The sequence below is a fragment of the Streptomyces sp. NPDC052225 genome (genome assembly GCF_040679615.1).
Classification (GTDB): Bacteria; Actinomycetota; Actinomycetes; order Streptomycetales; family Streptomycetaceae; genus Streptomyces.
Genome location: NZ_JBFAVD010000001.1, coordinates 249,721 through 269,137, shown reverse-complemented (window position 1 = coordinate 269,137; position 19,417 = coordinate 249,721). Strand labels below are relative to the sequence as shown.

Genomic DNA, 19,417 nt, shown 5'->3' with positions numbered 1-19,417 from the left:
CGGCAGAGCGCCGGAGTAGCCTCGCGAGCATGTATGCGATCACGATTTCGGAACCCGGCGGACCCGAGGCGCTCGTCTGGACGGAGGTTCCCGATCCCGTACCCGGCGAGGGCGAAGTCCTGGTCGAGGTGGTGTCCAGCGCGGTCAACCGCGCCGATCTGCTGCAACGGCAGGGCTTCTACAGCCCGCCGCCCGGCACGTCCCCGTATCCGGGTCTGGAGTGCGCGGGCCGGATCGCCGCGATCGGACCCGGCGTCTCCGGCTGGTCCGTCGGCGACGAGGTGTGCGCGCTGCTCGTGGGCGGCGGTTACGCCGAGAAGGTCGCCGTGCCCGCCGGACAGCTGCTGCCCGTGCCCAAGGGGCTCGACCTCGCCACGGCGGCCGCGCTGCCCGAGGTGACCTGCACCGTCTGGTCGAACGTCTTCATGATCGCCCACCTGCGGCCGACCGAGGTGTTCCTCGTGCACGGCGGCTCCAGCGGCATCGGCACGATGGCGATCCAGCTGGCGAAGGCGGTCGGTGCGACGGTCGCCGTCACCGCGGGCACCAAGGAGAAGCTCGACTTCTGCGCGGAGCTCGGCGCGGACATCCTGATCAACTACCGCGAGCAGGACTTCGTCGAGGAGATCAAGGCCGCGACGGACGGGGCGGGCGCCGACGTCATCCTCGACAACATGGGCGCCAAGTACCTCAACCGCAACGTCGACGCCCTCGCGGTCAACGGCCGCCTCGCCATCATCGGCATGCAGGGCGGCGTCAAGGGCGAGCTCAACATCGGCACGTTGCTCGGCAAGCGCGGCGCGATCACCGCGACCACGCTGCGGGCCCGCCCGCTCGGGGAGAAGGCCGCGGTCGTCGCCGCCGTGCGCGAGCACGTGTGGCCGCTGGTCGAGGCGGGGCATGTACGGCCGATCGTGGACCGGTCGCTGCCGATGAGCGACGCCGCGCAGGGCCACCGCGTCCTGGAGGAGTCGGGCCACATCGGCAAGGTCCTGCTCACACGCTCGTAGCGGCTCAGCGGCTCAGCGGCTCAGCGGCTCAGCGGCTCAGCGGCTCAGCGGCGCAGCCGCAGCGCCAGGAAGCCGAGGCCGAGCCCCGTCAGGAGCAGCCCGGCCCCCAGCGGCAGGATGTTCACGACCCGCCCGCCGCCCGGCAGGACCGTCTGCCGCGCGGCGTTCGGCCGCTCGGTGCGCGGGGTGGGCGACGCGGGGGCGGTGGTCTCGGCGACGGCGGGCGGCGGGGGCAGCGCGTCCTCCGTGACGGCGGGCGAGGGCAGGGTGCGCCCCGGCGGTGTCCGGCCCACGCCCGCCCGGCTGCCCGCGAGCGAGCCGTGCGGGGAGGGCTCGGCGGCGTGCGCGACCCCCCGCCCGGCGGCGTACGCGGCCGGCGTTCCGGCCGCGGCCCACAGCGCGAGCAGCGCCGCCGCGACCGAGAGCCCGGCCACCCACCGAAGCCGCCGCATACCTGCCCCTTCCGCCCGCTGCCCCATGACGCGTACGGCAAGCCTCACATAAGGCAGTAAAAGGGGCACGCCGGATTTCGGGCCCCTTCAGCACGGTGGATCAGAGCAGAACGGGGGCACCACGGTGGTGTGACAGCTCGGTGCGAGAGAATGGCGGCATGGAGATGCCGAGGAACGAACGGTCGCCGGAGAACCCCCAGATCCTGGTCGTGGGCCAGGACGGAATGGCTCTGGGCGGCGGCGGAGACGACGAATCCCGCGAGGTCCCGGTGACGGAGATGGTGGAACAGCCGGCCAAGGTGATGCGCATCGGCAGCATGATCAAGCAGCTGCTGGAAGAAGTGCGCGTGGCCCCCCTGGACGAGGCGAGCCGGCAGCGGCTCAAGGAGATCCACGCCAGCTCGGTCAAGGAGCTCGAGGACGGCCTGGCGCCGGAGCTCGTCGAGGAACTGGAGCGGCTCTCCCTGCCCTTCACGGACGACGCGACCCCGACGGACGCGGAACTGCGCATCGCGCAGGCTCAGTTGGTGGGCTGGCTCGAGGGCCTGTTCCACGGGATCCAGACGACCCTGTTCGCGCAGCAGATGGCGGCGCGGGCCCAACTGGAGCAGATGCGCCGCGCGTTGCCGCCGGGCGTCGGCGGCGGCGAGGAGGACGAGGACCCGAGGACGGTCGGCCGCTCGGGCGGGCCGTACCTGTAAACCCGTAGAACCCACACCGTCACGGACGAACGAACTGGGCCCGGCCCGCGCGAAGAGCGCGGGCCGGGCCCAGTTCCATGTACCGGAGCGAGGGCTCAGGTCAGGACGGGTCGCCCGTCGAGACGCTCAGCTGGATGGTCACGTCGTCCGGGTCGATCTCCGTGTCGGCGGCCGGGCTCTGCGCCATGACCGTGCCCTCGCCGTACGTGTTCTCGTCCTGGTGCCTGAGATCGACCTTCCAGCCCGCGGCCCGGAAGCACGCCTTCACCGAGTCGATGTTCTTCAGGTAGAAGTCCGGGACCTTGATCTTGTTCTCGTCGTTGTAGCCGATGTCCGGGTCGGTGCACGCGTCCGTCTCGATGGTCTTCGTCAGATCCGGACCCTTGTGGCCGGCGACCGCCGACTTCGTCGGCTTGCCGTCGCCGCCGCCCTTGCTGTCGTCGCCGTTCATCGTCAGCGCCGTGATCAGGCCGCCGATGGCGATGAGCGCGACGACGACCGAGGCCACGATCACCATCGTGTTGCGCTTGCCGCCGCCGCCCGAGCCGCCCGGGCTCGACACCGTCTGGGGCGAGATCGTGTACGGCGGCGGGGTCTGCTGGCCCGCTTGCGCGTACGGGGCGGCCGGCGGCGGGGTCTGGTAGCCGGCCTGCTGCATGCCCTGCTGCGGGTAGCCGTACCCGGCCTGCGGCGGCGGGGTCTGCGCGCCGTACGGGTTCGGGGTCAGGTGCTGCGGCTGGTAGGGCGTCTGGACCGGGCCCGGCGTCGGCATGCCGTTCTGGTCGACCGGCGGGAAGACGGCCGAGCCGACACCGGCGCCGCTCGACGTCTGCGCGCCCGCCACGATGCTCGGCGCCGCCGGCGTGAGCGACTGGGCGACCCGCAGGCACTCGTCCCGCATCGCCTCGGCGCTCGGGAAACGCTCGTTCGGGTTCTTCTTCAGGGCGCGGGCCACGAGCGCGTCGACGGCCGGCGGCAGCGCGCGGTTGATCGAGGACGGAGCCACCGGCTCCTCCTGGACGTGCGCATACGCTATGGCCAGCGGCGAGTCCGCCTCGAACGGCAGCCGCCCGGTGACCAGCTGGAAGAGCATGATGCCGACGGAGTAGAGGTCGGAGCGGGCGTCCACGCCCCGGCCGAGCGCCTGTTCCGGCGACAGGTACTGCGGCGTTCCGACGACCATGCCGGTCTGCGTCATCGACGTGACGCCCGACTGCATGGCGCGCGCGATGCCGAAGTCCATGACCTTGACGACGTTGCGCTTCGTCATCATCACGTTGCCCGGCTTGATGTCCCGGTGGACCAGGCCCATCTCGTGGCTGATCTCAAGGGCCGCGAGCACATCGGCCGTGATCTTCAGGGCCTTGTCGGTGGGCATCGCGCCGTGGTGGCGTACGTCCTCGTCGAGCACGGAGCCGAGCGGGCGGCCCTCCACGTACTCCATGACGATGTACGGGGTGATGGTCCCGTCGAGATCGTCCTCGCCGGAGTCGAAGACCGAGACGATGTTCGTGTGCGTGAGCTTGGCCACCGACTGGGCCTCGCGCCGGAACCGCTCACGGAAGGCCTGCTCGCGGCCGAGTTCCGTGTGCAACGTCTTGATGGCGACCGGTCGGTCGAGCCGGGTGTCGTGCGCGAGGTGCACGGACGCCATGCCGCCCTCGCCGAGCAGGTCGTGCAGCCGGTACCGGTCGTTCGCCAGGGAACGCCCCGCGTACCGCCCGTTCTGCGCGCCGCCGGCGCTGGCCTCGGTCATGTTTCTGTGTCCCCCATAGGCGCCCCGACGTCGGCGCGGCCGGTGATCGAATTCAGCTATTCCCGGCCAAGTCTGCCCCAGGGCAGTGACACGTCAAGCTCGATGCCCGTTCCGTGACCGTACGGGCAAGAAGAGTCGCGCAAGTGTTACGGGAACGGTCATGGCTCCGGCACAGAAAACGCGCGCACGATTTGCAACCCGTGCACGGCAACGGGTTTGATGTCCGGTCCATCTCGGAACAGGGGCCTGGCTCAAGCCTGTAGCGTGGCCCGAGGGAGACCGTAATTTCACCACCGCGCGTCCTCCGATGCATGGATCCGGCAGCCCAGACAAGCATGGACAGAAACGACGGCGAGGACTGATGGCACAGCAGCAGCGCGCTCAGGGCCCGTCCGACCCCGAGGCGACTGGCGGCGGTATGTCAGATGCGCCGGAGATGTGGGGTAACGGCGGGCTCGTCGGGGACGGCCGGTACCGGCTGACGCACAGACTCGGCCGGGGCGGCATGGCCGAGGTCTTCGCGGCCGAGGACGTACGCCTCGGGCGCACCGTCGCCGTCAAGCTGCTCCGCTCCGACCTCGCCGAGGACCCGGTCTCCAAGGCCCGCTTCACGCGCGAGGCACAGTCGGTCGCCGGCCTGAACCATCACGCGGTCGTCGCGGTCTACGACTCCGGTGAGGACTACGTGAACGGTTCGACCGTTCCGTACATCGTCATGGAGCTCGTCGAGGGCCGCACCATCCGCGACCTGCTCCTGAACGCCGAGGCGCCGGGCCCCGAGCAGGCCCTGATCATCGTCTCCGGTGTCCTCGAAGCCCTCGCCTACTCGCACCAGCACGGCATCGTGCACCGCGACATCAAGCCCGCGAACGTCATCATCACCAACACCGGCGCGGTGAAGGTGATGGACTTCGGCATCGCGCGCGCCCTGCACGGCGCCCAGTCGACGATGACGCAGACCGGCATGGTCATGGGCACGCCCCAGTACCTGTCGCCCGAGCAGGCGCTCGGCAAGGCCGTCGACCACCGCTCCGACCTGTACGCCACCGGCTGCCTGCTGTACGAACTCCTCGCGCTGCGGCCCCCGTTCACCGGTGAGACACCGTTGTCGGTGGTCTACCAGCACGTCCAGGACATCCCCACGCCGCCCTCCGAGGCCTCGGACGCGACGCCGCCGGAGCTGGACGGCCTCGTCATGCGCTCCCTCGCCAAGGACCCGGACGACCGGTTCCAGACGGCCGAGGAGATGCGCGGACTCGTCCAGTACGCGCTCCAGATGCTGTACGAGCAGGGCGGCCACACCGGCACCTGGAACACCGGGCCCGTCGACATGCACGAGGGCGGGAACACCCCGGCCATGGGCATGGGGATGGCCGGTGCGGCCGCGCTCCAGCACCCCGGCGACGGCGGCACGGCCGCGCAGCCCATGCTGCGCCCGCCGGGCGGCGACGACGGCGGCTTCGACGGCAACGGAAACGGCGGTGGCGGCCGCGGCGGCCGCGGCAAGATGTGGATCCTCGCCGCGCTCGCCGTGATCGCGATCGCGGTGGGCGTCGCCTGGGCGCTCACCGGCAACGACGACAAGGGTCACGGGGGCGGCACCAAGCAGTCGCCGTCCGCCTCGCAGTCCGAGAAGACGGACGAGCCCAGCGAGTCGTCGGACGAGAACACGTCGCAGGGCGAGACCGAGGACCCGGGCACCGGCACCGGCGGTGAGACGGACTACTCGCCGTCGTACACGCCGAGCACGGGCGAGGCGACGCCGTCGGAGACGGAGACGCAGCCGTCGCACGAGCCGACGAAGCCGACGCCGTCGAAGACGCAGGAGCCCACCGACGAGCCGACGGACGAGCCGACGGACGAGCCCACCGGCGAGCCGACCGGGGACGGCGGCGCCACCGGCGACCCCGCGACCGCGGGCGGCGCCGACGGCGGCGCCAACTAGGGCCTCAGCCCCTGGGCGCTCTGTCCAGCGGAACCACCCGCGCCGACCCGCCCCGCAGTTCGTGCACCGTCATGAACTGCGGGGCGACGCGCAGGTACACCGGGTCGAAGAGGTCGCCGTCCGCGAAGTGCGGGGCGGGGCCGAAGAGTTCGAGTTCGGCGGTGGTCGGCTCGATCTGCTCGCAGGTGCCGACGCACTGCACGGACCACTGGCCGTCCGCCCCGGGGTCCTCGCCGCCCAGGTTGTCCGCGCCGTACGCGACGACGCTGCCGATGCAGGCCACGTGGTAGCCGTACCCCCGGTGCAGGCGCAGCAGGAGCCGGCCGTCGGCCACGATGTGGCGGGCGGAGGCGAGGAAGGGCAGCGCGCGCATGCTGGTGGCCACCCGCCCGTAGTTCACACGGGCGAGCAGTTCGAAGCCGCGCTGGAGGTCGTCCGGCTGCGTGTCGGAGGGCATGTCACCACTGTGCGATGCCGACGCGGTGCCGGGAAAGGGGACCCCGCCCCCAGCGCGGGGGACGTAGGTCCCGTGTCACCTGGCATACGGGTGAGGGGTCAGCGCTTCTCGGCCTGCATACGGGCCACGTACGCGGCGGCCTGCGAGCGGCGCTCCATGCCCAGCTTGGACAGCAGACTGGAGACATAGTTCTTGATCGTCTTCTCGGCGAGATGGAGGCGCTCGCCGATCGCGCGGTTGGTCATGCCCTCGCCGATCAGGTCGAGGATCTTGCGCTCCTGCTCGGTGAGACCGGAGAGCCGGTCGTCCTCCTTGCTGCGGCCGCCGTCGCGCAGCCGCTCCAGGACCCGGGCGGTGGCGACGGGGTCGAGCAGCGACTTGCCGGCCGCGACGTCCCGTACGGCCGTGAGCAGCTCATTGCCCCGGATCGCCTTCAGCACGTAGCCGGAGGCGCCGGCCATGATCGCGTCGAAGAGGGCCTCGTCGTCCGCGAAGGAGGTCAGCATCAGGCACTTGATGGACTCGTCCTGGGAGCGGATCTCGCGGCACACCTCGACGCCGCTGCCGTCCGGCAGACGCACGTCGAGTACGGCCACGTCGGGGCGGGTCGCGGGGATGCGGACCAGGGCGTCGGCGGCCGTACCGGCCTCGCCGACGACCTCGATGTCGTCCTCCACCGAGAGCAGCTCATGGACTCCGCGCCGGACCACTTCATGGTCGTCGAGGAGAAATACGTGAATTTTTCCGTCTTCGCGCACGGATTCAGTCTCACACACGAACTCTTGCCACGCCCTAGATGACCGACGGGTGAGCGGGATAACGTGCCGGTGTTCCGGCCCCCTGCCAGGCTGAGACCAAGTGCCGGTCGCACATGCTGTGACCTGCGACGCTCCGTCCCGCTCGCGATTACTAGGAAATCCAACCAACGAGTTACTTGGAAATCCAAGCAAAATCGCAGGTCAGATGGGGTTTCGCAGATGTGCGGCGCACTGGGTAACGTGCTGGGTGAAGGGTGCTTGCCGGGGCGCGAAAGTTGCAGTTCTTTCCGATCACGCCTGTACCCGGTACCAGCGCACCCACCCCGTGCGCGGACGGATCAGGCGAGCCGAGCCGACTGGCCATCCGGCAATCCCGGGGGCCGGACCGACGGAGGAGCACACGTGACCGTAGACAGTGCTGACAGCACTGCCGCTGCGCAGCAGGCACGGCCGCCGCGCAAGCGGGCCGCTGCGAAGAAGTCTTCCGGGACGACGGAGAAGTCCCCCGGCGGGCCGGAGCTGATCCAGCTCCTGACCCCCGAGGGCAAGCGCGTCAAGAACGCCACGTACGACCGCTACGTCGCCGACGTCACCGACGACGAGCTGCGCGGCCTGTACCGCGACATGGTGATGACCCGCCGGTTCGACGCCGAGGCCACCGCGCTTCAGCGCCAGGGCGAGCTGGGCCTGTGGGCGTCGCTGCTCGGCCAGGAGGCCGCCCAGATCGGCTCCGGGCGGGCCACCCGCGAGGACGACTACGTCTTCCCCACGTACCGCGAGCACGGCGTCGCCTGGTGCCGTGGCGTCGACCCGACGAACCTGCTCGGCATGTTCCGCGGGGTGAACCACGGCGGCTGGGACCCGAACAGCAACAACTTCCACCTGTACACGATCGTCATCGGCTCGCAGACGCTGCACGCCACCGGCTACGCGATGGGCGTCGCCAAGGACGGCGCGGACTCGGCCGTCATCGCGTACTTCGGCGACGGCGCGAGCAGCCAGGGCGACGTCCTGGAGGCCTTCAACTTCGGCGCGGTCTACAACGCCCCCGTCGTGTTCTTCTGCCAGAACAACCAGTGGGCGATCTCCGAGCCCACCGAGCGCCAGATGCGCGCCCCGCTCTACCAGCGCGCCCAGGGCTTCGGCTTCCCGGGCGTGCGCGTCGACGGCAACGACGTCCTCGCGTGCCTCGCGGTGACCCGCTGGGCCCTGGAGCGGGCCCGCAACGGCGAGGGCCCGACCCTCGTCGAGGCGTTCACGTACCGGATGGGCGCGCACACCACCTCCGACGACCCGACGAAGTACCGGGCCGACGAGGAGCGCCAGGCGTGGGAGGCCAAGGACCCGATCCTGCGCCTGCGCGCCTACCTGGAGTCGCGGACCGACACGGGCGAGGAGTTCTTCACGGACCTCGACGCCGAGAGCGAGGCGCTCGGCAAGCGGGTGCGCGAGGTCGTCCGGGCCATGCCGGACCCGGGCCACCTGGCCATCTTCGAGAACGTGTACGCGGACGGGCACGCGCTCGTCGACGAGGAGCGGGCCCAATTCGCCGCCTACCAGGCGTCGTTCGCAGACGGGGAGGCCTGACGGTCATGGCGGTACAGAAGCTTCCGATCGCCAAGGCGATCAACGAGTCCCTGCGCAAGGCGCTCGCGGACGACCCGAAGGTCCTCGTCATGGGCGAGGACGTCGGCAAGCTCGGCGGCGTCTTCCGTGTCACGGACGGGCTCCAGAAGGACTTCGGCGAGGAGCGGGTCATCGACACCCCCCTCGCGGAGTCCGGCATCGTCGGCACGGCGATCGGCCTCGCGCTGCGCGGCTACCGGCCGGTCGTGGAGATCCAGTTCGACGGGTTCGTCTTCCCCGCGTACGACCAGATCGTCACGCAGCTCGCGAAGATGCACGCCCGCGCGCTCGGCAAGATCAAGACGCCGGTCGTCATCCGTATCCCGTACGGCGGCGGCATCGGCGCGGTCGAGCACCACAGCGAGTCGCCGGAGGCGCTGTTCGCGCACGTCCCCGGTCTGAAGGTGGTCACGCCGTCGAACTCCAGCGACGCGTACTGGATGCTCCAGCAGGCCATCCAGAGCGACGACCCGGTGATCTTCTTCGAGCCGAAGCGGCGCTACTGGGACAAGGGCGAGGTCGACACCGAGGCCATCCCCGCGCAGCCGCACGGGGCGCGTGTGGCGCGTGAGGGCAGTGACCTCACGCTCGCCGCGTACGGGCCGATGGTGAAGGTCTGCCTGGAGGCGGCCGCGGCGGCGCAGGAGGAGGGCAAGTCCCTGGAGGTCATCGACCTGCGCTCGATCTCGCCGATGGACTTCGACTCCGTGCAGAAGTCGGTGGAGAAGACGCGGCGGCTCGTCGTCGTGCACGAGGCCCCCGTCTTCCTCGGGTCCGGCGCGGAGCTCGCGGCGCGGATCACCGAGCGGTGCTTCTACCACCTGGAGGCGCCCGTGCTGCGGGTCGGCGGGTACCACGCGCCGTATCCGCCGGCGCGCCTGGAGGACGAGTATCTGCCGGGCCTTGACCGGGTACTCGATGCCGTCGACCGCTCGCTGGCGTACTGAGAGGGGCCGAAGATCATGGCTCGTGAATTCAAGATGCCGGACGTCGGCGAAGGCCTGACCGAGGCCGAGATCCTCAAGTGGTACGTGCAGCCGGGCGACACCGTCGAGGACGGGCAGGTCGTCTGCGAGGTCGAGACGGCGAAGGCGGCCGTCGAGCTGCCGATCCCGTACGACGGTGTGGTGCGGGAGCTGCTGTTCCCCGAGGGCACGACCGTCGACGTCGGCCAGGTGATCATCTCGGTGGATGTGGCGGGGGACGCGCCCGCGCCCGCTCCTGAGCCCGAGCCCGAGCCGGTGGTGGCCGAGGCCGAGGCCGAGGAGGAGGCCGCGCCGAGCGGGCGGCAGCCCGTGCTCGTCGGCTACGGCGTCGCCGAGGCGTCGACGAAGCGGCGGGCCCGCAAGGGTGCCGCTCCCGAGGCCGCGGCCAACGGGACGCCCGCGCTGACCCGGCCGCTGGCCAAGCCGCCGGTGCGCAAGCTCGCCAAGGACCTCGGGGTCGACCTCGCCACCGTGATCCCGTCGAACCCGGACGGGATCATCACGCGCGAGGACGTGCACGCGGCGGTCGCGCCGCCTGCCGCTCCTGAGGTGCCTGCTCAGGCCCCCGCACCGGCACCGGCTCCGGCTCCGGCTGCGGCGCCCGCTGCCGCTCCCGCCGCGCCCGTCGCCTCGTACGACTCCGTGCGCGAGACGCGGATCCCGGTCAAGGGTGTCCGCAAGGCGACCGCGCAGGCGATGATCGGGTCCGCGTTCACCGCGCCGCACGTCACGGAGTTCGTGACGGTCGACGTGACCCGGACGATGAAGCTCGTCGAGGAGCTGAAGGCCGACAAGGACATGGCCGGGCTGCGGGTCAACCCGCTGCTGCTCATCTCCAAGGCGCTGCTCGTCGCGATCAAGCGGAACCCCGAGATCAGCGCGTCGTGGGACGAGGCCAACCAGGAGATCGTCCAGAAGCACTACGTGAACCTGGGCATCGCCGCGGCCACGCCGCGCGGTCTGATCGTGCCGAACATCAAGGACGCGCACGCCAAGACGCTGCCCGAACTGGCGTCCGCGCTCGGCGAGTTGGTGGCCACCGCGCGCGAGGGCAAGACGTCGCCCGCGGCCATGCAGGGCGGCACGGTGACGATCACGAACGTCGGTGTCTTCGGCGTCGACACGGGCACGCCGATCCTGAACCCGGGTGAGTCGGCGATCCTCGCCGTCGGGGCGATCAAGTTGCAGCCCTGGGTGCACAAGGGCAAGGTCAGGCCGCGTCAGGTGACGACGCTGGCGCTCTCCTTCGACCACCGTCTGGTGGACGGGGAGCTGGGGTCCAAGGTGCTCGCCGATGTGGCGGCGATCCTTGAGCGGCCCAAGCGCCTGATCACCTGGAGCTAGCCGAACGGAGAAGGGCGCCCACCCCGCCGGGAGGGCGCCCTTCGACGTACGCGAGGCCTACTTCTTGAAGCCGTAGTCCATCAGCTTCTTGGCGTCCGACGTGCGGGCGGAGACCGACGACGACTTCAGGACCGTGCCGATGACCGTCTTGCCGTTGCGGGTCGCGGCGAAGACCAGGCAGTAGCCGGCCTCCGGGCCCGAGCCCGTCTTCACGCCGAGCGCGCCGGAGTAGGTGCCGAGCAGCGTGTTCGTGTTGGACCAGGACATGTAGCGGTAGCCGCCGGACTTCGTGGTGACCTTCTGCTTCGTCGACTTGGTCTTGACGACCGCGCGGAAGGTCGAGTTCTTCATCGCCGACGACGCGATCTTCGTCAGGTCGCGGGGCGTCGAGTAGTTGGAGCCGTTGCCGATGCCGTCGAACGAGTCGAAGTGCGTGTTCTTCAGGCCCAGGTCGGTGGCGGCCTTGTTCATCTTGCCGATGAAGGACTTCACGCGGGCGGCGCGGGTGGTGCCGGAGCCGAACTTGTCGGCCAGCGCGTACGCGGCGTCGCAGCCCGACGGCAGCATCAGGCCGTACAGGAGCGAGCGCACGGAGACCTTGTCGCCGACGATGAGGCGGGCCGACGACGCGTTGTTCTTGACGATGTAGTCGCTGTACGCCTTGGAGATGGTGACCTTGGCGTCCAGGTTGAGGTTCTTCTGGGCCAGCACCACCTTGGCGGTCATGATCTTGGTGGTGGAGCCCGTGGACCGGCGCGTGTCCGCGGCCTTGGTGAACAGGGTCTTGCCCGTTCCGTTGTTCATCACGAACCCGCCCTTGGCGGCGATCGTGGGGGTGGCCAGGGTCGCGGCCTGTGCGGAGGTGGTCAGTGCTCCGCCGGTGAGCAGCGTTCCCGCGACGAGAACGGACATGCCCGCTATGCGAGTTTTCAACTTAAAGCTCCCAAATGCCCCTAGGGCGCGGGCTCTTGAGCGAGGCCGCGCGTTAGTGAGACATCTGGGACGGGTGAGAGGTTGCCCAGTCGGCGCACAGGTTCTGGCGTCCCGCATCGTGGACCGGGCCGGACTTGCGTACGTGTTGTATCTATGATGTGCGCATGCCCTTGACCGTCCCTGCGAAACAGGCCGCCGAGAAACGTCCGCCCGCCGCCGAGCGCGTCTACGACCACGTCAAGCGTGGTGTGCTCGAACGCCGATACGAGGGTGGGACGTTGCTCACCGAGGGCGAGCTCGCCGAGGCCGTCGGGGTGTCCCGCACGCCCGTGCGCGAGGCGCTGCTCAAGCTGGAGGTCGAAGGGCTGCTGCGGCTCTACCCGAAGAAGGGCGCCCTGGTGCTGCCCGTCTCCGCGCAGGAGATCGCGGACGTCGTGGAGACCCGGCTGCTCGTCGAGGAGCACGCGGTGCGCAAGGCCGTCCCCGCCTCGCCGGCGCTCCTGGAACGGCTCGCGGAACTCCTGGAGATCCAGCGCGGGCAGGCGGCCGCCGGGGAGTTCGCCGACGCCGCCGCCACCGACCGCTGCTTCCACGCGGAGATCGTCCGCAGCGGCGGCAACGCGATCCTGTCCCGCCTCTACGACCAGCTGCGCGACCGGCAGCTGAGGATGGGTGTCGCCGTGATGCACTCCCACCCGGACCGCATCGCCAAGACCCTCGCCGAGCACGGCGAGCTGCTCGACGCGCTGCGCGCCGGGGACACGGAGGCGGCCGTCGCCGTCGTCCACCGGCACGTCGGCTGGTTCCAGGGCCTGGCGCGGGGGGACGTGCGATGAGCGTGTCCTCGGGGGCCTCGGTGAAGCTGCCCGGCGATCCGCCCGGCGGCCGCAGGGCCGTCGCCGTGTGGTCGATCGGCGTCGCCGTCTACTTCGTCGCCGTCATCTTCCGCACGTCGCTCGGCGTCGCGGGCCTCGACGCCGTCGAGCGGTTCCACATCAACGCCTCGGCCCTGTCCACGTTCTCGATCCTCCAGCTGCTCGTCTACGCGGGCATGCAGATACCCGTCGGCCTGATGGTCGACCGGCTGGGCACGAAGAAGGTCCTCACGTTCGGCGTGGTCCTGTTCACCGTCGGACAGCTCGGCTTCGCGTTCTCGTCGTCGTACGGGATGGCGCTCGCCTCGCGCGCGCTGCTCGGCTGCGGTGACGCGATGACGTTCATCAGCGTGCTGCGGCTCGGCACGCGCTGGTTCCCGGCGCGGCGGGGTCCGCTGGTCGCGCAGCTGGCCGGGCTGGTCGGCATGGCAGGCAATCTGATCTCTACGTTGGTGCTCGCGCGGCTGCTGCACGGCGTCGGGTGGGAGGCGGCGTTCGCGGGCAGCGCGCTGCTCGGTGTGGTCGTCCTCGTGCTGATGCTGCTGTTCCTGAAGGACCATCCCGAGGGGTTCGAACCGGCGCCGGTGCCGTCCGCGCACAAGGGGGCCGCGTTCGTGCGCGGGCAGATCGCGGCGGCCTGGCGGGAGCCGGGGACGCGGCTCGGTCTGTGGGTGCACTTCACGACGCAGTTCCCGGCGATGGTGTTCCTGCTGCTGTGGGGGCTGCCGTTCCTGGTGGAGGCGCAGGGCCTGTCGCGCGGGACCGCCGGTGAGCTGCTGACCCTGGTGGTCCTCTCCAACATGGTCATCGGGCTCGTGTACGGGCAGATCGTGGCGCGGCACCACACGGCGCGGCTGCCGCTGGCGCTCGGCACGGTCGGGACGACGGCGGTGCTGTGGGCCGCGCCGATCGTGTGGCCGGGGCGGGCGCCGATGGGGCTGCTCGTGGTGATGTGCGTGGTGCTCGGGGCGTGCGGGCCCGCGTCGATGCTCGGGTTCGACTTCGCGCGGCCGGCGAATCCGCCGGAGCGGCAGGGGATCGCGTCCGGGTTCGTGAACGTCGGCGGGTTCACCGCGTCGATGACGATGCTGCTCGCGGTGGGGGTGCTGCTCGATGCGACCGGGGACGACTATCGCGTGGCGTTCTCGGCGGTGTTCGTGTTGCAGGCGCTCGGGGTGAGTCAGATTCTGCGGTTGCGGGGGCGGGCGGCTCGGGTGGAGCGGGAGCGGCTTGTCGCTTCGCGGGTGGCGTCTGTGCACGTGCCTGTGTGACAGGGACTGGGCCGGGCGTTGGTCGCTGGGCCGGGCCTTGGTGGCTGGGCCGGGCGTTGGTCGCTGGGCCGGGCTGGGGTGCGGGCCTGATGAGACGCGCGCCCGGCGCTGGGGGGCCGCCTTGCCCACCCTGCCGCCCCAGGCGGCAGATGGCCCAAGACGGCGGCTACGGGGTGATGGTCAGGGCGTTGAGGATGGCCGTGGCCAGGTCTGTGTCGCCCTCGATCTTGATGCGGTCCGCTACCGCCTCGGGGGTGACGCGGCCGCAGGAGAGACGGACGTAGGTCTCCCAGTCCGTGGCCAGCGTCGCCGCAGGGCCGAGCGAGGGGGCGCCGTCGATCGTGCCCTTGCCGTCCGCGTCGACGCGGACCGTGCGCAGGAACTCCAGGGGGCCGTGGATGTCGAAGACGACCGCCGAGTTCGCGGGGGCGCCCGCGTCCTTGGCGACGATCTTCGGGAGCTCCGCGAGCAGCCGGTCGCGGGTCACGTAGGCGCCCGGGGAGTCGAGGTTGCCCGGCTTGCCGAGGGCGCGGCGCAGGTCCTGCTCGTGCACCCAGATGTCGAACGCCCGCCTGTGCATGGCGAATTCGAGGGTCTCCTGGACGCCGCGCGGGCCGCGCACGAGGGTCGAGGGGTCGCGCGTCTCGTTCCGCAGCTGACGCGAGCGGCGGATGATCGTGTACTCCAGCTCGGAGACCATCTCCGGCGCCGTGTGGTGGCGGCGGACGTCGACCTGCATCTCCTGGTACCGCTGCGCCTCGGTCTTCACGTGGTACAGGTCGCGCGGCAGCGTGTGGATCGGGCGGGGGTCGCCGAGCATCTCGCAGTCCACGCCGATGACATGGGACACGATGTCGCGGACCGACCAGCCCGGGCACGGCGTCGCGCGGCTCCACTCACCCTCAGCGAGCGGCGTGACCAGCTCGGATATCGCTTCCACGGAGTGGGTCCAGGCGTCGGCGTAGGTCTGAAGGCTGGGGTGGAGACTCACGGAAGGGGACCCCTCGAGGAGCGGTGTGCGGGCAATGAAATGGGCGGCAGTGGCAATGGGTGGTTAAGAAGTTACGCTGCCTGAGGGCACCCCGGCAGTGCTTTCGTGTGACGATCGTAGGCCCGTGTTGACGGCTCGAATGCCAGGACGGTGGTAGTGTGCGCGCCTCCCTCATCCAGATCGCAGTAAACGAGGACGAATCGGTCAACGCGCGGCGTGACCGCGTGAGTTCACTGGTACGGGATCAGGCCGGGTCCGCCGACCTGGTCGTGCTGCCCGAGCTGTGGACGACGGGGGCGTTCGCGTACGAGCTGTTCGCGGCGGAGGCCGAGCCGCTGGAAGGGCCGACGTTCGAGGCGATGGCGAAGGCCGCGCGGGACGCCGGGGTGTGGCTGCACGCGGGGTCGATCCCCGAGCGGGACCCGGAAGGGCCGCTCTACAACACCGCGCTCGTCTTCTCGCCCTTGGGTGAACTCGCCGCCGCCTACCGGAAGATCCACCGGTTCGGCTTCGACAAGGGTGAGGCCGTGCTGATGAGCGCGGGGCAGGAACTGGTGACCGTACGGCTGCCGGAGACGGTGGTCGGGGTCAGTACCTGCTACGACCTGCGCTTTCCCGAGCTGTACCGGGGGCTTGTCGACCGCGGGGCCGAGACGCTGATCGTGTCCGCCGGGTGGCCGGAGCGGCGGCGGGCGCACTGGACGCTGCTCGCGCAGGCGCGGGCCGTCGAGAACCAGGCGTACGTGGTGGCGTGTGCGGGGGCCGGGACGCATGCGGGGGTGCCGCAGGCGGGGCACAGCATCGTGGTGGATCCGTGGGGTGAGGTGCTGGCCGAGGCGGGGGCCGGGGAAGAGGTGCTGCGGGTGTCGTTCGACCCGTCGCGGGTCGCGGTGACCCGGGAGCAGTTCCCCGCGCTGAAGGACCGGCTGCTGGGGCTGGATGTGCCGGGGCGTCCCTGACCGGCTCGGTGCTGTGGTGCGGGCCTGATGAAGCGCTTGCCCGGCGCTGGGGCCGCCTTGCCCACCCTGCCGCCCCAGGCGGCAGACCGCCCACGGCGGCGGCAAGGTGGGCCGGGGGCTTTTCGGCCGGGAGCGGGACTCAGTCGACCACCCCGCGCTCCTTCTCGGCCAGGTGGATCACGCACACCGCGACGGCGATGAGCAGCGCCGGGTCGGCGTCCTCGCGGACCACGTTCACGCCGTACGTGTCGCGCACCCGCAGCCAGCGCCGGGAGATCTCGGCGAGCAGCTCACCCTCGTACTCGACGGCGAACTCGCGGTCCAGGATCTTTCCGCTGACGTCCAACTCCGTGCTGCCGTCGGCCAGTTCGACCCGGTAGTGGTTGCGCAGGAGGGAGAGGCGTTTGCGTTTGACCTTGGCCAGCGGCTCGTCCCCGCGCTCGATCATCATCGTGTCGCGCAGGGCGAACATCTTCTGGTGGATGTCGATGAGGACGCGGCCGTCGGGCCCCTTCAGCTCGAAGGTGTCCCGCATCCGCATCGCCTTGCCGTCGACGAGGAACGCCTTGCGGCCGTTCTCGTCCTCGATCCAGTAGTCCTCGCCCACGGCGAAGAGGCGTTCTCGAACTTCGTAGCGCATACGTCGATGAGTGCCCGGAAGCCGCCTCCCGGACCCTGTTCGGGCCCGGGCGGGTGAATTCGGCGCGAAGGCGGTGCCGGTGCGCCCCGGCGGGTGAGTGGATGCGGAGAACCGTCACCCAGCGCGCCCGGAGGTAACGCCTCGTGAGACCCCGTCGTTCCCGTCAGCTCGTCGCCGCCGCCCTGGCCGTCGTCCCGCTGCTGCTCGGCGCGCAGCCCGCGGGCGCGGACGCCGGTCACCGCTACCACGAGTACGTCGCGCTCGGCGACTCGTGGAGCGCCGACGTCACGCCCGTCGGCATCCGGACGGACCAGGCGCCCAGCGGCTGCGCCCAGTCCGGCTGGAACTACCCGCGGCAGGTCGCAAAGGCCCTGAAGGTCGCCGTGTTCAAGGACGCCACCTGCGGTGCGGCGACCTCGGCGCACCTACGGGCCGCGCAGGACGTCACGTACGTACCGGGCCTGCTCGACGGGGTCAACAAGCCGCAGCTGGAGCGGGTCTCGAAGACCACCGACCTCGTCACCTTCGGGTTCGGCGGCAACGACATCGGGCTCGCGGGCGCCGCCGTCGGCTGTGTCGACCTGCTGCCGTCCCTGGAGCTGTCGCCCGGCCTGAAGCTGCCGGCGCCGCTCGGCGGGGACTGCAGGTCCGGCTGGGTGAAGCCCGACGGCACCGACCTGATGTCGCGGCGGATCGCGGAGGCCGAGCCGAAGCTCGTCCGGGCGGTCGAGGACGTGCGCGCCGCCGCGGCCCCCGACGCGACCGTGCTCGTCGTCGACTACCTGGCCGGGGTGCCCGTCGACCACGGCTGCTACCCGTACGTGCAGGCGCAGGACGGCGACCTGATGTGGCTCGGCGAGAAGCTCAAGGAGCTGAACGCGATGCTGGAGCGGGCGGCGAAGGAGGCGGGCGCCGGGTTCGTCGACACGTACAGCGGCAGCGTCGGCCACGACGTGTGCCAGGTGCCGGGCACCAAGTGGGTCGAGGGGTTCGTGCCGCTGAGCGCCGAGCCGCCGTTCCTCGCCGTGCCGCTGCACCCGAACCGGCGCGGCGCCGGCCACCAGGCGGCAGCCGTGCTCAACACCCTGAAGAAATAAGCCCGTTCGATGGGGCGTGCAACCGTTCGGGGAACTCGTGGGTCACATGAGGTGGACGTGAACTAACGACCGAAGGAACCCCCCATGTCACAGGCACGCACCCGGATCGCCGCGCCGCTGGCCGCCGCCGTCCTCATCGGCGGAGGCCTCACGGCCCTGTCGCTCGCGCCGGCCCAGGCCGCGACCGCGGGCAAGGCGGCCGCGGCCGACGACTTCAACGGCGACGGCTACGCCGACCTCGTCTCCGGCGCGCCCGGCGGCACCGTCTCCGGACAGGCGAACGCCGGCTATGTCGCGGTGACCTACGGTTCCGCGAAGGGCATCAGCGCCACGAACAAGAAGCTGCTGTCCCGCTCCACGACCGGCATCCCGGGCTCGGCCACCGCCAAGCAGTCGTTCGGCCAGTACGTCACCAAGGGCGACCTGGACGGCGACGGCTACAGCGACCTCGTCATCGGCTCCCGCGCCGCCGACGCCGGCAGCGTCATCGTGTGGGGCTCGGCGGCCGGCCTGACCGGCGGCACCGCGATCAACACGTACGGGCGCTCGCCGCAGACCGGTGACTTCGACGGCGACGGCAAGACGGACCTCGCGCTGTTCGCGGGGATCGCCGCGTACGGCGACGACCCGGTCGACCAGCGGGCCGCCCTGTTCAAGGGCCCGATCTCGCGCACCGGGGTGCCCGCCGCCAAGGGCGATTTCATCGACAAGTCCCAGTGGTGGGGGTACGGCGCCGAGGACGCCTCCTGCCAGGCCACCGACGAGTGCGTCGACGGCCCGCACTCCATCGCCGGGCCCGTCGTCGGCAAGTCGGTCGGCGACATCAACGGCGACGGCCGCGACGACATCGCCATCTACTCGTACGGCGGCGACGGCACGAACGCGAACTCCGTGCTCTACGGCGGCACTTCGGGCTTCAAGAAGGGCTGGGCGCCCGGCGCGCACGGCTCCCTCGCGGTCGGCGACGTGAACGGCGACGGCTACGCCGACGTCGTCAACGGTGACAGCGACGGCAGCAACGGCGACGAGTCGGGCGCCGTCCGGATCGCCTTCGGCAGCGCCGACGGCCTGTCCCGCGAGCACCTCCAGACCTTCGACCAGTCGCTGCCCGGCTTCTACGGCGCCCAGGAGGAGGGCGACCGGCTCGGCTCCTGCGCCGCCGTCGCCGACATCGACGGCGACGGAAAGGCGGAGGTCGCGCTCGGCATCGCGGGCGAGGACTTCGGCGGGAAGACCGACGCGGGCACGTTCGCGCTGCTGCACGGCACGGCGACCGGCGTCACCGGCACCGGCTCGCAGGTCCTCAGCCAGAACTCGGCGGACGTCCCGGGCGTCGCCGAGAGCGGTGACAAGTTCGGCGCGGACTGCGCGCTGCTCGACCTGAACGGCGACGGACGGCGCGACCTGGCCGTCTCCTCCACCGCGGAGAACGCGTCCGAGGGCGCCGTCTGGGCCTTCCCCGCGACCGCCACCGGCGTCACGGCCACCGGCTCGGTCGCCGTGAACCCGCACGACCTGGCGGCCCCGGCCACGAAGGCGCTGCTCGGCACCACCCTGCGCTAGGCCCGTTTGCAGTAGCCCGGCGCGCGGCGCGTGCCCGGCGGCCGTCTCCTGAG

General features: G+C 71.0%; 18 protein-coding genes. 11 read left to right on the top strand and 7 right to left on the bottom strand.

The genetic code is table 11. The features are described from left to right. Positions 1-29: 29 nt before the first annotated feature. On the top strand, positions 30-1,010 hold the full coding sequence (locus AB0L37_RS01265) for an NAD(P)H-quinone oxidoreductase (protein WP_365498193.1): 981 nt from the start codon (positions 30-32) through the stop codon (positions 1,008-1,010). A 44-nt stretch (positions 1,011-1,054) separates the two neighbouring features. Here the strand turns inward: AB0L37_RS01265 and AB0L37_RS01260 are convergent, their stop codons facing one another. Then, positions 1,055-1,462 carry a hypothetical protein gene (locus AB0L37_RS01260; protein ID WP_365498190.1) on the bottom strand — a complete coding sequence of 136 codons (408 nt, stop codon included), beginning with the start codon at positions 1,460-1,462 and terminating at the stop codon, positions 1,055-1,057. A 158-nt stretch (positions 1,463-1,620) separates the two neighbouring features. On the opposite strand from AB0L37_RS01260, the gene AB0L37_RS01255 reads away from it, so the two are divergent. Beyond that, complete coding sequence (locus tag AB0L37_RS01255; protein ID WP_365498187.1) at positions 1,621-2,163, top strand: bacterial proteasome activator family protein; 543 nt, start codon at positions 1,621-1,623, stop codon at positions 2,161-2,163. 100 nt (positions 2,164-2,263) lie between these two features. On the opposite strand, the gene AB0L37_RS01250 is transcribed toward AB0L37_RS01255, so the two are convergent. Then, entirely contained in the window at positions 2,264-3,919 is a 1,656-nt protein-coding gene (locus tag AB0L37_RS01250) for a protein kinase (RefSeq protein WP_365498184.1), read from the bottom strand. Positions 3,920-4,280: 361 nt separating this feature from the next. On the opposite strand from AB0L37_RS01250, the gene AB0L37_RS01245 reads away from it, so the two are divergent. Then, the gene (locus tag AB0L37_RS01245) at positions 4,281-5,864 is read left to right on the top strand and encodes a protein kinase (RefSeq protein ID WP_365498181.1); all 1,584 of its coding nucleotides are present in this window, start codon (positions 4,281-4,283) and stop codon (positions 5,862-5,864) included. Positions 5,865-5,868: 4 nt separating this feature from the next. Here the strand turns inward: AB0L37_RS01245 and AB0L37_RS01240 are convergent, their stop codons facing one another. Beyond that, positions 5,869-6,321, bottom strand: coding sequence for a pyridoxamine 5'-phosphate oxidase family protein (locus AB0L37_RS01240; RefSeq protein ID WP_365498178.1), 453 nt, complete (start codon positions 6,319-6,321; stop codon positions 5,869-5,871). 98 nt (positions 6,322-6,419) lie between these two features. Further along, positions 6,420-7,079: a response regulator transcription factor gene (locus AB0L37_RS01235; protein WP_365498175.1), complete on the bottom strand. Its 660-nt coding sequence runs from the start codon at positions 7,077-7,079 to the stop codon at positions 6,420-6,422. 402 nt (positions 7,080-7,481) lie between these two features. On the opposite strand from AB0L37_RS01235, the gene pdhA reads away from it, so the two are divergent. Genes pdhA through AB0L37_RS01220 form a run of 3 tightly spaced genes read left to right on the top strand, consistent with a single transcriptional unit; the run spans position 7,482 to position 11,035 of the window. Further along, positions 7,482-8,666, top strand: coding sequence for a pyruvate dehydrogenase (acetyl-transferring) E1 component subunit alpha (gene pdhA, locus AB0L37_RS01230; protein ID WP_365498172.1), 1,185 nt, complete (start codon positions 7,482-7,484; stop codon positions 8,664-8,666). A gap of 5 nt (positions 8,667-8,671) precedes the next feature. Continuing rightward, a complete protein-coding gene (locus tag AB0L37_RS01225) occupies positions 8,672-9,652 on the top strand; it encodes an alpha-ketoacid dehydrogenase subunit beta (protein WP_365498169.1) in 981 nt (326 codons plus the stop codon). Between the two features lie 15 nt (positions 9,653-9,667). Then, the gene (locus AB0L37_RS01220; protein WP_365498166.1) at positions 9,668-11,035 is read left to right on the top strand and encodes a dihydrolipoamide acetyltransferase family protein; all 1,368 of its coding nucleotides are present in this window, start codon (positions 9,668-9,670) and stop codon (positions 11,033-11,035) included. A 57-nt stretch (positions 11,036-11,092) separates the two neighbouring features. Here AB0L37_RS01220 and AB0L37_RS01215 read toward each other — a convergent pair whose 3' ends face one another. Beyond that, positions 11,093-11,947, bottom strand: coding sequence for a D-alanyl-D-alanine carboxypeptidase (locus AB0L37_RS01215; RefSeq protein ID WP_365498163.1), 855 nt, complete (start codon positions 11,945-11,947; stop codon positions 11,093-11,095). Between the two features lie 185 nt (positions 11,948-12,132). On the opposite strand from AB0L37_RS01215, the gene AB0L37_RS01210 reads away from it, so the two are divergent. Next, complete coding sequence (locus tag AB0L37_RS01210; protein ID WP_365498160.1) at positions 12,133-12,804, top strand: GntR family transcriptional regulator; 672 nt, start codon at positions 12,133-12,135, stop codon at positions 12,802-12,804. Further along, positions 12,801-14,114 (top strand): MFS transporter, encoded by a 1,314-nt coding sequence (locus AB0L37_RS01205; RefSeq protein WP_365498157.1) that lies wholly within the window; start codon positions 12,801-12,803, stop codon positions 14,112-14,114. Before AB0L37_RS01210 ends, AB0L37_RS01205 begins: the two co-directional genes overlap by 4 nt. A gap of 166 nt (positions 14,115-14,280) precedes the next feature. On the opposite strand, the gene AB0L37_RS01200 is transcribed toward AB0L37_RS01205, so the two are convergent. Further along, positions 14,281-15,105, bottom strand: coding sequence for a maleylpyruvate isomerase family mycothiol-dependent enzyme (locus AB0L37_RS01200; RefSeq protein WP_365498154.1), 825 nt, complete (start codon positions 15,103-15,105; stop codon positions 14,281-14,283). Between the two features lie 158 nt (positions 15,106-15,263). On the opposite strand from AB0L37_RS01200, the gene AB0L37_RS01195 reads away from it, so the two are divergent. Beyond that, positions 15,264-16,064, top strand: coding sequence for a carbon-nitrogen family hydrolase (locus AB0L37_RS01195; protein WP_365498151.1), 801 nt, complete (start codon positions 15,264-15,266; stop codon positions 16,062-16,064). Between the two features lie 139 nt (positions 16,065-16,203). On the opposite strand, the gene AB0L37_RS01190 is transcribed toward AB0L37_RS01195, so the two are convergent. Next, positions 16,204-16,704: an LURP-one-related family protein gene (locus AB0L37_RS01190; protein ID WP_365498148.1), complete on the bottom strand. Its 501-nt coding sequence runs from the start codon at positions 16,702-16,704 to the stop codon at positions 16,204-16,206. Positions 16,705-16,847: 143 nt separating this feature from the next. Between AB0L37_RS01190 and AB0L37_RS01185 the strand changes: the two genes are divergently transcribed. Both AB0L37_RS01185 and AB0L37_RS01180 read left to right on the top strand, forming a co-directional pair. Beyond that, positions 16,848-17,801, top strand: coding sequence for an SGNH/GDSL hydrolase family protein (locus tag AB0L37_RS01185; RefSeq protein WP_365498145.1), 954 nt, complete (start codon positions 16,848-16,850; stop codon positions 17,799-17,801). An 84-nt stretch (positions 17,802-17,885) separates the two neighbouring features. Then, positions 17,886-19,364 carry an FG-GAP and VCBS repeat-containing protein gene (locus AB0L37_RS01180; RefSeq protein ID WP_365498142.1) on the top strand — a complete coding sequence of 493 codons (1,479 nt, stop codon included), beginning with the start codon at positions 17,886-17,888 and terminating at the stop codon, positions 19,362-19,364. The last annotated feature ends 53 nt before the right edge of the window (positions 19,365-19,417 follow it).